The following is a 15,693-nucleotide window of genomic DNA, read 5'->3' on the forward strand; positions in this document are numbered from 1 at the left end:
TTTCCTCCTAATAACCCCAAAATGCATTCTCTATATGATTAATATTCTTATTTTTCAAATATACTTCAATTACATCAAATCTAAAATCATTATTTTTTATATTATTAGATAATATATAATGTTTTGCAGTATAAATTATTTTGCTTTGCTTCCTATAATTCACAGACTCACTTGGATAACCATAATTCAATGAATTTCTCGATTTAACTTCTACAAATATTATCTTTCCATCCTTTGAAACTATTAAATCTATTTCTCCATACTTAGTTTTATAATTTTTTTGTAATATTTTAAAATTATTTTTTATCAAATAATCACTTGCTATTTTCTCTCCTAAAATACCTTTTTCTCTATTATTCATATCAATGCCCCTTTTTAGAATCTATATCAGCAATAAACACTAAAATCTGAGCAATCGCTTCATAAAGCTCAGGAGGTATTTCATCTCCTATTTCCAAACTTTCAAGCTGTCTTGCTAATTTCTCATCTTCATATATAGGTATTTTATTTTCCTTAGCCTTTTGTATTATATTTTCTGCAACTTTTCCTTTTCCCTTACCTATAAGTTTTGGCGCATTATACTCATCTATATTGTATTTTAAAGCAGTCGCAATTTTAATTCCCTTCTTTAATTCCATAAAATCACACCCATATATCAAATTTAGAAAACTTATTATTCATACACTCTAAATTACTTAATATACTTTCACTTTCTTCTTTAATTTTATAACTAATCTTAATATTTTTTATTCCTACTTTATTTAATACATTTATTAATTTATTTTCACTTAATTTAAATAATTTTAATATATTTTCATTTTTCATCCTAAATAAAATTTTAAGTTCCTTATTGCAATAATTTAATATGCTATCTACCCTATCTAAATTATTGGTATTTAATGATATAAATATACTTATTGCTCTACCATTTTTTTCTTTTTTTGTATTTTTATCATTTATCAAAATTTCAGCTAAATTTTTATATTCTTTATAATAAAAAGGTATCTGAAAATACATATACTCATTTGACATATTATTTAAAAATTCCAACTTTTGATTTATATTACTCAATTCCTTTTCTTCCATCTCTCCCAATTTTATATCATTTTTTAATCCCAAACTTTTTATTAAATATTCTAAATTTTTTTTCATTTCTTTAATATTAACTTCTTTATCTACTTCAAAATCTTTTATAATACTTTTAATTATATCCTTAATATTTTTATTTTCTTTGACAAAAACTTTACCTTTAGAAGAAACTATTTCTTCAAAACTATTTTCATCAAAATTTATATTTTTAGAATTTAATTTACTGTTATTAAATAAAAAATTAATTTTATTTAATAAATCTCCAATATTTTCCCCTTTCAAAAAACTATCTAATATTTTCATATTCTCAGTATTTAATTTAAAATTATTTTTAAACAAAAATAATATATCTTTTTCTTCTAAATTTAAATTTTTTAATTCTCCTAAAATATTTTGTATATTCTTACCTTCTTTATTTATGTACATATTCTTAACTATTTCTCTTATTTCCTTATTTTCTATATTTTCAATATCCTTATCTAAATTTTGTATTTGTTCTTCCGATAAATTAGATAAAATTTTAAACGATACTATATTTTCTTTTAAAAAATTAAAATTTTTATTATTAACAGGTATATTTTGTTTTATCATTTCCTTTATTAAATCTTTATTTTCTTTATTACTTTGTATATTAAGTTCATTTATCAAATTATTTATTTTTAAATCCAACTCTTTTTCAAATGACGTTCCTTCTATTTTAGGCTGAAGAACAAACCCGCTAACTCCTTTTAAAACTTTAAAACTAACTTCTTCACCTAATAAATTTTCAAGTGGTATATTACTATTTGCTAAAAACTCCTTTCCATTTTGAAGTAAAATTTTAACTGTATTTGACTTTACATCTATTACCTTACCTGTAAATACACTATTTTTTTCTAAAAACTCAACTAATTCAACATTATTTTTTAATAAAATTGCTCTTAAATTAAAATCAGTATATCCTGAAATTCTCATACTAATCACCATTTAAAATAGATTTTAAAAAAGACTTTCTATGAATAGAAGTTATTCCATATTTTTCAATAGCTTCATAATGTTCTTTCGTTCCATATCCTTTATGTTTTGAAAATCTATATTCAGGATATATTTCGTCATATTCGCACATTATTTTATCCCTAGTAACTTTAGCAAGTATACTTGCTGCAGCTATTGATATTGATTTAGCATCTCCTTGTATTATAGAATTTTGAGGTATACCTACATTCGGTATAATTTCTGCATCTACTAATAAATAATCCGGCTTATTTTTAAGATTATTCAACGCCTTTTTCATAGCCATATAAGTTGCATTTAAAATATTAAATTTATCTATCTCTTCATTGCCAACTATTCCTATGCCATAATCTATTGCTTCTTTTTTTATTATTTCAAATAATTCTTCTCTTTTTTTTTCACTTAATTTTTTAGAATCATTTATTCCTTTTATCACTGTATCCTCATTTAATACTACAACTGCAGCAACTACAGGACCAGCAAGTGGCCCTCTTCCAGCTTCATCCACACCACCTATATATTTATATCCACTATTATATCCTTCTCTTTCATATATTTTTAATTTTTCAATTCTCTCTTCTTCTTTTTTTATATCATCTAATTTTTTAGAAAGCTTTAAAGCTATCTTTTGAACAGACTTTCTCTTATCATTTTTTAGCATATCTATATATTTCACATAATCTTTTATTTCTACATTATTTATAAATTCATTTATTTTCTTTACATTCATATTTTCAAACATAATTTCATCTCCCTATATAACTGTATTATCTATAAATTTTAAAAAAATAGAGAAAGAATTATTCTTCCTCTATTTATCAACTACATCATCCGGAATTTCTAAAGTTATATTTCCTATTTTTCCTTCTCTAAACTCGTTTAAAATCATATTAGCAATTCTAGTATAATCTAGTTCTCTACCAGCCATAAAACACCCTCTTTTTTCTCCAATCGCATTCATTATATCTAAAGGAGTTTCTCCCAATTCATTTAATTTATATCTTCGTTTTAAATTTTCAGGAGCTATATCCATTAATTTTTCTATAAGTTTTAAAGCAAGAGTTTCTACATCTAACACTTCATCTTTTATAGCTCTTGTAAATGCTAAATTAAGAGCTACCTGTTCATCATCAAACTTCGGCCATAATATTCCAGGAGTATCTAAAAGTTCTAAATTCCCTTTTAATTTAACCCATTGTTTTCCCTTAGTTACTCCGGGTCTATCTCCTGTTTGTGTACTCTTTTTACCTGTTAACCTATTTATAAGTGATGATTTCCCAACATTAGGAACTCCAACAATCATAACTCTTATAGGTCTTTCTTTCCTTCCTTTTTTAATTAAAGATTTCATCTTTTCCTTTGTAACATTTTTACATTCTTCTATTATTCTATCCACACCTTCTCCTTTAATAGTATTTACAGGAATAGCTTTAATACCTAATGAAGAATAATAATCTTGCCACATTTTTAATTTTACAGAATCAGCCATATCTGATTTATTTAATACCACAACTTTTGGTTTTCCCTGTATTATCTTATCTATATCAGGATTTTTACTACTATAAGGTATTCTACTATCTAAAAGCTCTACAACCACGTCTATAAGCTTTAAATTAGCTTTTAATAAATCCTTGGTCTTTTTCATATGACCAGGATACCAATTTATGTTCATACTGTCATTCATATTTTCCATATTATCACATCCATTTTATTAATTTATGTTTTATTTATCAGAAAAATATAATTTAAAAGGGACTGAATAACAGTCCCCATTAAACAAACTATTTAGCCTCTTTAATTTTAGCAGCTTTACCAACTCTTTCACGAATATAGTTGATTTTAGCTCTTCTAACTTTACCTTTTCTTACAACTTCAATTTTTTCAATTTTTGGCGAATGAACAGGTAGTATTTTTTCAACCCCTACACCAAAAGATATTTTTCTTACAGTGAAAGTTTCTCTAACTCCTCCACCTTGTCTTTTAATAACTACACCTTCAAATACCTGAATTCTTTCTCTTTTTCCTTCTTTAATTTTAAGGTGTACTCTTACTGTGTCCCCAGCTCCAAACTCTGGTAAATCATTTCTTAATTGTTCATTTTCGATAGCTCTTATTATGTCCATCATTTTACTTCCTCCTATCCTAGACGTTCTTAATTTTTATATCAGAGGAACGTCCGTAATTTTCAACCTTTTAGATTTTATCACGAAAATAAATCATTTTCAATACTTTTTATTAATTTTTTCTATATATTTCTTATCTTTATCAGTAATGTTCGCATTTTTTATTAAATCAGGTCTTCTTTTTAAAGTTATCTCTATAGATTGTTGTCTTCTCCATTCATCTATTTTTTTATGATTTCCAGAAAGTAATACATCAGGCACTTTTTGTTTCATAAATTCTCTTGGTCTCGTATAATGTGGATATTCAAGCAAATTATCCTTAAAAGATTCTTCCATAAAAGATTCTTCTTGACCTAAAACACCAGGAATAAGTCTTGATATAGAATCTACCAATATAAGCGCAGGAAGTTCTCCACCTGTTAATACATAGTCTCCTATAGAAATTTCATCTGTTACAATTAAATCTATTATTCTTTGATCTACACCTTCATAATGTCCACAAAGAAGTATTATATCTTTATCAGTCGAAAAGTTTTGAGCTAATTCTTGATTATACACTTTTCCCTTTGGAGTCAAATATATAACTTTTGGATTTTTTATATCAAATTTTTCTACTATATGCCTATATGTATCATATATAGGCTGAGGAGTCATAACCATACCAGCTCCCCCTCCAAATGGATAATCATCAACTTTTTTATGCTTATTTTTTGAAAAATCTCTTATATTATACAAATATATTTCTACTTTCTTTTTTTCAACTGCTCTTTTTATTATACTTTCACTTAAATACCCTTTAAATACTTGTGGAAACAATGTCATTATATGAAATCTCATTAATCAATCATTCCTTTTATTGGATCTATTATAATCTTTTTCTCTTCTATATTTATTTCAGGAACAATTTGTTTAACAGCTGGTATTAAAAATTCTTTCCCTTCTTCATTTTTTATAATATATACATCATTAGCTCCTGTTTGTATTACATCATCTAATACTCCTATATAATCACCTTTTACAGTATAAACTTTAATTCCTATTAAATCAGCTATAAAATATTCATCTTCTTCAAGCTTTCTTGCATTTTCTCTAGGTATTTTTAGATATTCATTTCTTATTTTTTCTACTTCATTAATATTATCTATTCCTTTTATTTTTAATATTACCAGATTATTTTTATATCTTACTTTTTCTATTTCATATTTTGTATCTAAATCATCACCAATATATACCCAATCTAATTCTTCAAATCTTTCTTTATAATCAGTCAAAGGATATACTCTCATTTCTCCTTTTAATCCTTGAGTGTTTACTATTTGTCCAACTTTAAAGTATTTTACCATAAAATCACCTACTCTACATTTATCAATTTAAAAATACACAAAAAGGATTAGGTTTGCCCTAATCCTTACTGTATGATTTCAACACTTACTTTTTTATTTTTTCTAACAGCAGCGGCTTTTACTAAAGTTCTAATAGCCTTAGCAATTCTACCCTGTTTTCCTATCACTTTACCCATATCTTCTTGGGCAACTTTTAATTCCACAATTACAGATTGTGTTCCTTCTATCTCATTAACAACTACTTCATCAGGGTTGTCAACTAGAGATTTAGCTATTTTTTCTACTAATTCTCCCATGACTTCTACCTCCTATTAGAAGGATACTTATACAATTATTCAATAATACCGTTTTTCTTAAATAATGCTCTAACAGTATCAGTTGGTTGAGCACCATTTTTTAACCATTTAGTTGCCTTTTCATCATCTATTTTGATTTGCTTTGGCTCAGATACAGGATTATAGTATCCTATTTCCTCTATAAATCTACCATCTCTTGGAGCACGAGAATCAGCAACAACTATTCTATAAAAAGGCTTTTTCTTAGCACCCATTCTTCTTAATCTTATTTTAACTGCCATTTATTTCACCTCCCTTAAAATTTTAATCTATCTTCCAAAGAAAGGAAATTTGAATTTTCCTCCCTTTTTCATGCTTTTTTCTAAATCAGCAAATTGCTTCATCATTTTTCTAGTTTGTTCAAACTGTTTCACAAGCCTATTTACTTCTTGTACTGTAGTTCCACTACCTTTTGCTATTCTTCTTCTTCTACTAGCATTTAATATCGATGGATCTTTTCTCTCTTTCTTAGTCATTGACTGTATGATAGCTTGTATTCTAACTATTTCTTTATCATCAAAATCAATATTTTTAAGTTCTTTTGCTCCACTTATACCAGGAATCATTTCTATAATTTTATTTAAAGGTCCTAATTTTTTTATTTGCTCCATTTGAGTTAAAAAATCTTCAAAATCAAATTCCTGTTTTTTTATTTTTTCTTCTAATTCTTTAGCTTTTTTTATATCTATAGCTTGTTCAGCCTTTTCAATTAAAGAAAGAACATCTCCCATTCCAAGAATTCTAGATGCTATTCTATCAGGATAAAACGGTTCTAAATCATCCAGTTTCTCTCCCATACCTATAAATTTTATAGGTTTATTTGTAACTGCTCTTACCGAAAGTGCAGCTCCTCCTCTAGTATCTCCATCTAACTTTGTAAGTACAACTCCATCTATTCCTAGAGCTTCATTAAAACTTTGAGCTACATTTACTGCATCTTGTCCTGTCATAGAATCTACAACAAGAAGTATTTCATGTGGTTTAACTTCTGATTTTATATTCTTAAGTTCATCCATTAAACCTTCATCTATATGAAGTCTACCAGCTGTATCTATAATAACTAAATCGTTATTATTTTTAACAGCATGACTTATTCCAGCTTTAGCTATATTTACAGGATTTTCTTTATCTCCCATAGAAAAAACAGGAATATCTAATTTTTCTCCAACAACTTGCAATTGTTTTATAGCAGCAGGTCTATATACATCACATGCAACTAATAAAGGTCTTTTTCCTTGTTTTTTAAAAAGCCCTCCAAGCTTTCCACCTGTTGTAGTTTTACCTGCTCCCTGAAGTCCAACCAACATTATTATAGTTGGTGGCTTTGAAGAAAAACTTATTTTACTCTGTACACTTCCCATCAAATCAGTAAGTTCTTCATTTACAATCTTTATTACATGCTGCCCAGGAGTTAAACTTTCCATTACTTCTTGTCCTACAGCTCTTTCCTTAACTTTATTTACAAAATCTTTTACAACTTTAAAGTTAACATCTGCTTCAAGAAGTGCAAGTTTTACCTCCCTCATAGCATCTTTTACATCTTTTTCACTTAATTTACCTTTGCCTTTTAATTTAGCAAAAGTATTTTGAAGTTTTTCAGCTAATCCTTCAAAAATCATCCTAACAACTCCCTACAAATTTCTTCTAAATTTTCAATCTTAGGGACTAAAATAGAACAGTCTTTACTAGATTTTATATCTTTTTTTATATCGACAATTTCTTTATATATATATTCAACCCATCTATTTCTTTCATTAAACTTTTTAACTAACTGTAATTTTTTTTCATACTCCTGCAAAATTTTTTCTGCTCTTTTTAAAGTATCATATACCCCTTGTCTTGAAATGTTAAGATTTTCGCTAATTTCTCCTAAAGAGTAATCTTCATTATAATATAAATTAACTACTTCTCTTTGCTTTTCAGTCAAAAGTTCTTTATAAAAATCAAATAGAATACTAATCTCTATAGCCCTATCTAGATTCATATTAACACTTCCTAAAGAAATATAAGTGTAAAGTTCACAACCTTTACAGAAGTATTTTATATTATATAAATCATATTGTCAACATTTTTTTATTCATTTTCATCCCCAAATAATGCGTTTACAAAATCCTTAGCATTAAAATCTTGAAGATCCTCCATTCTTTCTCCTACACCAATTAATTTTACCGGAACATCAAGTTCTGATTTTACAGCAAGAACTATTCCACCTTTAGCAGTCCCATCGAGTTTTGTTAAAACTATACCTGTAATATTAGCAACTTCTTTAAAAACCTTAGCTTGAGAAACTGCATTTTGACCAGTAGTAGCATCTACTACAAGTAAAATTTCTTTTGTAGCATCTGGATATTCCTTATTTACTATCTTAAATACCTTTCCTAATTCATTCATTAGATTTTTTTTGTTATGTAGTCTACCAGCAGTATCACATATTAAAACATCTGCTTTTCTAGATTTTGCTGCCTTTATAGCATCAAATATAACTGCTCCTGGATCAGACCCTTCAGAATGTTTAACTATATCTACACCTACTCTATTAGCCCAAACTTCAAGTTGATCTATAGCTGCTGCTCTAAATGTATCTCCTGCAGCTAAAAGAACATTTTTACCTTCTTTTTTAAATCTATTAGCCATTTTTCCTATAGTAGTAGTTTTTCCAACTCCATTTACTCCTACAACTAATATTATTGCCGGAGAAGGTTCTATATTGAGCTTGCTTTCTTCATCTATTAAAATATTAGTCAATATATCCTTAAGTTCCTCTTTAACTTTAAAACTCTCAGTTATTTTTTTGCTCTTAACTCTATCTCTAAGTTCATCTACGATTTTCATAGTAGTATTAACCCCTACATCTGAAGTTATTAATATTTCTTCTAATTCTTCAAATAATTCTTCATCTACTTTTACATAGATTTTCAAAAGATTATCTACTCTATCTGTAATTCCTTTTTTAGTTTTAGATAATCCTTCTTTTAATCTTGAAAATAAACTGAATTTATTAGAATTTTCTTCTTTTTTTTCATTTAATTCATATTCTTTTTCTTCTTCATCAACTCGTTCTACAATCTCCTCTTGTTCTACAGTTTTTTCTTGTTCTAATTCCTCGCTATTTTTTAATTCTTCATTTTCCTTTTTTTTAAACTTATCAAATATTTTTTTAAACATCAAAGTTCCCTCCTAACCAACATTTTCTTCTGTCATTTTTTTTGCTTGTTTTAATTCCAAACTTACTACTTTAGATACTCCTTTTTCTTGCATAGTAACTCCATATATATAATCAGAAACTTCCATAGTACCTCTTCTGTGAGTAATAATTATAAATTGTGTATTTTTAGATAATTCCTTTAAAAATTCACCATATCTATATATATTTGCATCATCAAGAGGTGCTTCTATTTCATCTAATATACAAAAAGGAGTTGGTTTTGTAAGAAGTATTGCAAAAAGTATAGATATAGCAGTTAAAGCTTTTTCTCCTCCTGATAAAAGATTTATATTTTTTAATTTTTTTCCCGGAGGTTGAGCTATTATTTCAATATCACTTTCAAGTATGTTTGATTTATCAACTATTCTAAGTTCACCATGTCCTCCTCCAAATAATTTTTTATACACTACTATAAAATGTTTGTTAATTTTTTCAAAATTAACACTAAATTCTGTTCTCATATTTATTTCTAAATCTCTTATAAGCTTCTCTATGGATTGTATAGATTTTTCTAAATCCTGTTTTTGTTCTTTATAAAAATCATATCTTTTCTTCACTTCTTTATATTCTTCTATAGAATCTAAATTTACATTTCCCAATTTTTTAATCTGTAATTTTATATTTTCTATTTTCTTTTTATCTACATCAATATTATCAACTTTTAATTTTAATGCATCATGAAAAGTCATTTCATAATTTTCCCAAAGATTATTAAAATAATTTTCTTGACTTACTTCTAATTTATCTATTTTGCTGTCTAACTTATATAAACTTTCTTTTAAATCTAAATATTTTTCTTCTGTATTTTTTAAAATTTCCTTTTTATTCTTTAATTCATTTAAAATTATTAATTTTTCTTTTTTATATTCTTTAAATTTTTTCTCAACATCATTTATTCTCTCTTTAAGTTCTTCTTTCTCTACTTTTATAAGTATTAATCTTTCTCCTAATTCTTCTCTTTCCATTTGATGTTTTTTAATTTCCTCTTTTTTTTGATTTAATTCTTTTTTTATATTATCAATTTCTTCATTAATTCTATGTATTTCTTTTTCATTATTTTTATACACTTGAGAAAGTTTAGCAAAATCGAGATTCGTATTGTTTAAAATTTCTAAGTCCTTTTCATATTTTTGTTTATTATTTTCTTTTTGTTGTGTAATATATTTAATTTCTTTTTCTAATTTCAATATTTCTTCTTCTAATTTATTTATTTCTTCTTTCAAGGAACCTATACATTTATTTGTATAATCTAAATTCTCTTTTAACCCATTTTTTTCTCTCTCTAATTTTAATTTTATATTATTTAGATTATATATATCTTCTTTTAATTTGTTAATGTTAGAATCGATAGTTAAGTTTATTTTCTCTTGATTTTTAATTTCAATATCTAAATTAAATATATCTTTTTCTTTAGTTTCTAATTTATTTTCTAAAATACTTTTTTCCCTTATAAGCTTTTCCAAATCAATATTAAAATCACTTATGTTTTGTTCAAATTCTCTTATAACTCTTTTTCTTGAAAGCAAATTATTTACAGTTCTAATACTCCCTCCAGTCAAAGCTCCTCCTGCGTTAAATACATCACCTTCAAGCGTAACTATTTTATATTTATGATTAATAATTTTTCCAAGTTTTATAGCTACATCAATATTTTCAACTAATATAGTCCTTCCCAATACATTTTCTATTATATTTTGAAATTTAGATTCACATTCTACAATATCACTTGCTATTCCTAAAAAACCTTTAAACTTTGAAACTTCATTTACATTTATCTTTTTTCCTTTTATTATATTTAAAGGCAAAAATGTAACTCTCCCTAAATTATTTTTCTTTAAATACTCTATTGCAAGTTTAGCACTAACTTCATCTTGTGTAATTATATTTTGAACAACAGCTCCTAATGCTACTTCTATTGCTGTTTCATATTTTTTAGGAACTTTTATAATTTCAGCTACTGCACCAAATATTCCTTTTAAATTTTTATTCTTAAGTACTTGTTTTACACCTTTATTAAATCCTTCATACTGTTTTTCCATTTCATAGTATATATTTAATTTTGAGCTATATTCATTTATCTTCAAATTTTTATTATTGATATTTATTTCAATCTCTTTTATATCTCTTTTTAATTTATTCAAATTATTTATTTCTATATTTTTGTTTTTTACAAGTTTATTCAATTTTTCATTGTATTCATTTTTCAATTTTAAATTTTTGTTCAACTCTTTTTGTATATCAGCTACCCTTAAATTTATATCTTTCAATTCTTTTTTTAGTTCAGCTTGTCTATTTTGTATATTTTCCAAATTAGTATTAAAACTTGAAAGTCTTATATTTTTTTCATTTTTTTCGTCCAATAAATTTATTATATTGTTTTTTAAACTTTCTACTTTTTCTTCTTTTATTTTTAAATCTTCTCTATATTTACTTGTTTTTTCTTGAACAAAATTACTTTGTTCCTCTAACTTTTTCAAATTTAAATTCAACTTTTTATTTTCATCTAATAAAACCCATAACTGTTGTTCGTTTTTTTCTCTTTTTAATTCTAATTCTATTAATTCTTTTTCTTTTCTCTCTTTATTATTTTCTATATTTTTTATTTTTTCATTTAATAAGTTTAAATCTGCTGTTTTATGATCTATCTCTGCTTTTAATTTATGTATATTTTCATTAAAATCAGTTATTTTTTCTTCTAAAAAAGATATATCCTTTTCTAAATTTAAAATTTCTTGCTCTTGCTTATTTTTAATTTCACTAGACTCATTTAATTGATCTAAAAGTATTTTACTGTGATTATTCAATTCTTTTAATTGTAAATCCAAAAATTCAATTTCTCTTATATAATTGTTTACCTCTAATACCTTTAATTCATCTTTTAATCGCATATATTTTAAAGATTTATCCTTTTGGATTTCTAGAGGTTTTAACTGATTTTCTATTTCATAAAATATGTCATTTATTCTATCTAGATTTTCTTTTGTATTTTTTAAATTTTTTTCTCCTTCTTGCTTTTTATATCTATATTTAGATATTCCACACGCTTCATCAAATACTCTTCTTCTATTATTTGAATTATTACTCAATATTTCATCTATTTTTCCTTGCTCAATTATTGAATATCCTTCTCTTCCTATTCCTGTATCTAAAAAAAGCTCTTTTATATCTTTTAATCTACAAAGTTTATTATTTATATAAAATTCACTTTCTCCTGATCTATACGCCCTTCTTTTTATAGCAACTTCACTATAATCTATATCTAAAATCCCATCCTTATTGTCTATCGTAAGTATTACTTCACAATAATTCATAGGTTTTTTAGTATCTGAACCGACAAATATTACATCTTCTAACTTATCTCCTCTCAAACTTTTAATACTTTGTTCACCTAAAACCCATCTAATTGCATCTAATACATTACTTTTTCCACTTCCGTTAGGTCCTACAATTGATGTTATGCCATTTTCAAATACAATATCAGTTTTAACAGGAAAGGATTTAAAGCCTTTTAATTCTAATTTTTTTAAATACAAAAAAATCCCCCCATACTAGAATTTATAAATATCATATAATTTGTTGTAAATTTTTTGAATATTAGTTTTATATTCTATGTTATTGTAATTAAAACAAATTTCGTCAAAATCTAGTTTTTTCTCTTTAACTTTCAAATTTATCTTATGTTTTTCCTTTAAATACTTTATATTATTCTTTTTATTTCCAATTATCTTAGATATATTTTTTTTATTTACATATAATATTATTTCTTCTTTTATATTTTTATTTTTTATAATAAATTCAATGTAATCTCTATAAATTCTAGATTCTATAAGTTCTCTTATTGAAGGATGATACGGCCCAGAAATTACATCCCTTCCAAGTGTTATATCTTCTGTAGGTTGAAGTCCTACTCTTATAACGTTTATATTATTTGTATAAAATAAAACTAAAAGCTTTTTTACTATTTCTATTGTCTCTTCTAAATCAAATGGTTTGTATTTTTTTTGATTATATAACTTTTCAAGTCCAGTATCTTTTACAACTAACGTCGGATATATTCTAACAAAATCCGGTTTTAAGTTTATAAATCTTTTTGCAGTATATATACACTTTTGCTCGTTATCTAAAGGAAGACCTACCATCATTTGAAGTCCTAATTTAAATCCATATTTTTTTATTAATTTCGATGAATTTACAACATCTAAATCACTATGACCTCTTATACTAGCATCTAAAACATCTATATTCATTGATTGAACTCCAAGTTCTATAATAGTAACCTTATTTTCTTTTAATACCTCAAGAATATTTTCATCTATACAATCAGGTCTTGTAGAAAGCCTTATATCTTTTACAATCCCTTTATCCACATACTTCTTAGCTATAGATAAAAACTTTTTTTGCATTTTTATATCTATTGCAGTAAAACTTCCTCCAAAAAAAGCAATTTCTATGTGATAATTTTTATCTATAGTTTTTAAATAACTTTCTATTGTATTTTTTATTTCTTCTTCTTTAATATCAGTACATACTCCTGTTATTTTTTTCTGATTACAAAATATACAATCATGTGGACACCCTCTATGAGGTACAAATATAGGTATTATCCTTCTTTTCATCGCTTATCAACCTTCTTTAATGCTTCTTTTGCAGCCATTTGTTCTGCTTCTTTTTTACTTTTTCCTTCACCTTTACCTAATATTTGATCTCCCAATTTTACTTCAACTATAAATTTTTTATTATGATCTGGGCCAAATTCTTCTATTACATTATAAAATATTTTCTCAGTTGTTTTACTCTGTAAAATTTCTTGAAGATAAGTTTTATAATCTCTAAATATTTTACCTTTTATAGAATCATGTATTGTATTTTTCATAGAAGAAAGTACAAATTCAGTAACTTCTTCAAGCCCTCCATCTAAATAAATCGCTCCAATAATCGCTTCCATGGCATCAGCAAGTATTGATATTCTCTCTCGTCCTCCACTTATTTCTTCTCCTTTTCCTAATAATAAATATTTCCCTAAATTTAATTCTTTTGCTACATCACTTAATGACTCTTCACATACTATATTTGCTCTAAGCTTTGTAAGTTCTCCTTCTGGTAAATCCTTTTGATTTACAAATAAGTAATGACTTATTATTATTCCAAGTACTGAATCACCTAAAAATTCTAATCTTTCATTGTATTTTATATTGCTTTTTTTATTTTCATTTGCATAAGAACTATGAGTTAATGCTTCTATTAAATAATCTTTGTTTTTAAATTTATATTGTATTTCTTCTTCAAATTTTTTTATAAAATTTTTTACATCATTTTTTAACATGATTATATTAACTATTACTCATATTTGAGTAACAGTTCCTCCTTTCTTTATTATATTTATCACTATTTATATAAACAATTTGCTTTTAAGTTATTTTTTCAAATTATAGTTTACTATGTTTAATACATTATTGCAAAGAAATTTAAATAAAAAACGACTGCTAAAAGCAGTCATTTTTTATGCAAATTTCTCTTTTATTTCTCTTCATGCTCTCCACAGTGGCAATCAATATAATCATGATCTTCATGGCAGTGGCATTCATCTTCTGCAAATAATATAACCTCTTTACAATTTGGGCAAAGAATATCTACATCTTCATCGTATAGTAAATCTTCATCTATTTCAACTTCTTCTCCACAATTCGGGCATTCAACTTCTATATACTCAAATTCTTCATCGTCAATATCATCTTCATATACTTCATCTTCTAGATCTTCTAAATCTTCATCTATCGACTCTATGTATTCAGCCATTTCGCTTTGTTCTTCTTCAATTTCAACTATTGCATCAGCAAAATCATCTAAAACATCAACTATTTGCATTAAAAGTTTTCCTTCTTTACTACTTTCGTCAATTCCTAAGCCTTCTGCCAATCCTTTTAAATATGCTACTTTTTCATATAAATATTGCATATTATATACCTCCTTATTATAATTTTAACTTCCCTATTCATATTAAGATATATATATTATATCCAATAAGAAGGTACATTAAACTCTAGATAAATATTCTCCTGTTCTAGTATCTATTTTTATTTTATCTCCTTTATTTACAAATAAAGGTACTTGAACTACTGCTCCAGTTTCAACTGTTGCTGCTTTTGTTACATTAGTTGCAGTATCCCCTTTTACTCCTGGTTCAGTATCTACAACTTCAAGTTCTACAAAGTTTGGTGCTTCAACTTGAAAAGCTTGCCCTTCATAAAATCTAATTGTAGCATTATCATTTTCTTTTAAAAATTTTATAGCTTCTTCAACTTGCTCATAATTTAAAGGTACTTGATCATAAGTTTCATTATCCATAAAATAATATAATTCTCCATCATTGTATAAATACTGCATTTGTTTTGTTTCTATGTGAGCTTTTGGGAATTTATCAGATGGGTTAAAAGCTTCTTCCCTTATAGCTCCCGTTTTTAAATTTTTATATTTCGTTCTAACAAATGCTGCTCCTTTACCAGGTTTAACATGTTGAAAATCAACTACTAAACATGGTTGACCATCTTTTACAAAAGTAACTCCTTTTCTAAAATCTCCTGCTGAAACCATTATTATCCCTCCAT

18 protein-coding genes are annotated in these 15,693 nt (G+C 25.6%); all 18 read right to left on the reverse strand.

The features are described 5' to 3' along the window. Positions 1-7: 7 nt before the first annotated feature. Complete coding sequence (locus tag BUA19_RS03445) at positions 8-361, reverse strand: YraN family protein (protein WP_072723704.1); 354 nt, start codon at positions 359-361, stop codon at positions 8-10. Between the two features lies 1 nt (position 362). Further along, positions 363-638: an EscU/YscU/HrcU family type III secretion system export apparatus switch protein gene (locus tag BUA19_RS03450; protein WP_072723706.1), complete on the reverse strand. Its 276-nt coding sequence runs from the start codon at positions 636-638 to the stop codon at positions 363-365. Between the two features lie 4 nt (positions 639-642). Further along, the gene (locus BUA19_RS03455; protein ID WP_072723708.1) at positions 643-2,043 is read right to left on the reverse strand and encodes a hypothetical protein; all 1,401 of its coding nucleotides are present in this window, start codon (positions 2,041-2,043) and stop codon (positions 643-645) included. Between the two features lies 1 nt (position 2,044). Next, positions 2,045-2,812: a ribonuclease HII gene (locus tag BUA19_RS03460; RefSeq protein ID WP_408645601.1), complete on the reverse strand. Its 768-nt coding sequence runs from the start codon at positions 2,810-2,812 to the stop codon at positions 2,045-2,047. Positions 2,813-2,893: 81 nt separating this feature from the next. Next, on the reverse strand, positions 2,894-3,766 hold the full coding sequence (ylqF, locus tag BUA19_RS03465; RefSeq protein WP_143145368.1) for a ribosome biogenesis GTPase YlqF: 873 nt from the start codon (positions 3,764-3,766) through the stop codon (positions 2,894-2,896). A 97-nt stretch (positions 3,767-3,863) separates the two neighbouring features. Further along, a complete protein-coding gene (gene rplS, locus BUA19_RS03470) occupies positions 3,864-4,208 on the reverse strand; it encodes a 50S ribosomal protein L19 (RefSeq protein WP_143145363.1) in 345 nt (114 codons plus the stop codon). A gap of 96 nt (positions 4,209-4,304) precedes the next feature. After that, positions 4,305-5,042, reverse strand: coding sequence for a tRNA (guanosine(37)-N1)-methyltransferase TrmD (gene trmD / locus BUA19_RS03475; RefSeq protein WP_072723713.1), 738 nt, complete (start codon positions 5,040-5,042; stop codon positions 4,305-4,307). Next, entirely contained in the window at positions 5,042-5,548 is a 507-nt protein-coding gene (gene rimM, locus BUA19_RS03480; RefSeq protein WP_072723715.1) for a ribosome maturation factor RimM, read from the reverse strand. The genes trmD and rimM overlap by 1 nt, the downstream gene beginning before the upstream one ends. A 65-nt stretch (positions 5,549-5,613) precedes the next feature. Continuing rightward, positions 5,614-5,844: a KH domain-containing protein gene (locus BUA19_RS03485; protein ID WP_072723717.1), complete on the reverse strand. Its 231-nt coding sequence runs from the start codon at positions 5,842-5,844 to the stop codon at positions 5,614-5,616. Between the two features lie 35 nt (positions 5,845-5,879). Continuing rightward, on the reverse strand, positions 5,880-6,125 hold the full coding sequence (rpsP, locus tag BUA19_RS03490; RefSeq protein WP_072723719.1) for a 30S ribosomal protein S16: 246 nt from the start codon (positions 6,123-6,125) through the stop codon (positions 5,880-5,882). A gap of 27 nt (positions 6,126-6,152) precedes the next feature. After that, positions 6,153-7,502, reverse strand: a complete 1,350-nt coding sequence (gene ffh / locus BUA19_RS03495; protein ID WP_072723721.1) for a signal recognition particle protein — start codon at positions 7,500-7,502, stop codon at positions 6,153-6,155. Further along, on the reverse strand, positions 7,499-7,867 hold the full coding sequence (ylxM, locus tag BUA19_RS03500; protein ID WP_072723723.1) for a YlxM family DNA-binding protein: 369 nt from the start codon (positions 7,865-7,867) through the stop codon (positions 7,499-7,501). The genes ffh and ylxM overlap by 4 nt, the downstream gene beginning before the upstream one ends. 89 nt (positions 7,868-7,956) lie before the next feature. Then, on the reverse strand, positions 7,957-9,048 hold the full coding sequence (gene ftsY / locus BUA19_RS03505) for a signal recognition particle-docking protein FtsY (protein ID WP_143145364.1): 1,092 nt from the start codon (positions 9,046-9,048) through the stop codon (positions 7,957-7,959). 12 nt (positions 9,049-9,060) lie between these two features. Continuing rightward, positions 9,061-12,621, reverse strand: coding sequence for a chromosome segregation protein SMC (gene smc / locus BUA19_RS03510; protein ID WP_072723725.1), 3,561 nt, complete (start codon positions 12,619-12,621; stop codon positions 9,061-9,063). Positions 12,622-12,636: 15 nt separating this feature from the next. Next, positions 12,637-13,704 (reverse strand): elongator complex protein 3, encoded by a 1,068-nt coding sequence (locus BUA19_RS03515; RefSeq protein WP_072723727.1) that lies wholly within the window; start codon positions 13,702-13,704, stop codon positions 12,637-12,639. Beyond that, on the reverse strand, positions 13,701-14,414 hold the full coding sequence (gene rnc, locus BUA19_RS03520; protein ID WP_408645602.1) for a ribonuclease III: 714 nt from the start codon (positions 14,412-14,414) through the stop codon (positions 13,701-13,703). The genes BUA19_RS03515 and rnc overlap by 4 nt, the downstream gene beginning before the upstream one ends. Before the next feature lie 191 nt (positions 14,415-14,605). Next, positions 14,606-15,043, reverse strand: coding sequence for a CD1247 N-terminal domain-containing protein (locus BUA19_RS03525; protein ID WP_072723731.1), 438 nt, complete (start codon positions 15,041-15,043; stop codon positions 14,606-14,608). 78 nt (positions 15,044-15,121) lie between these two features. Next, on the reverse strand, positions 15,122-15,679 hold the full coding sequence (gene efp / locus BUA19_RS03530; RefSeq protein ID WP_072723733.1) for an elongation factor P: 558 nt from the start codon (positions 15,677-15,679) through the stop codon (positions 15,122-15,124). Positions 15,680-15,693: the final 14 nt, after the last annotated feature.

Origin of the sequence: Tepidibacter thalassicus DSM 15285, from assembly GCF_900129915.1 — a bacterium.
In the GTDB taxonomy this organism is placed as follows: domain Bacteria; phylum Bacillota; class Clostridia; order Peptostreptococcales; family Peptostreptococcaceae; genus Tepidibacter; species Tepidibacter thalassicus.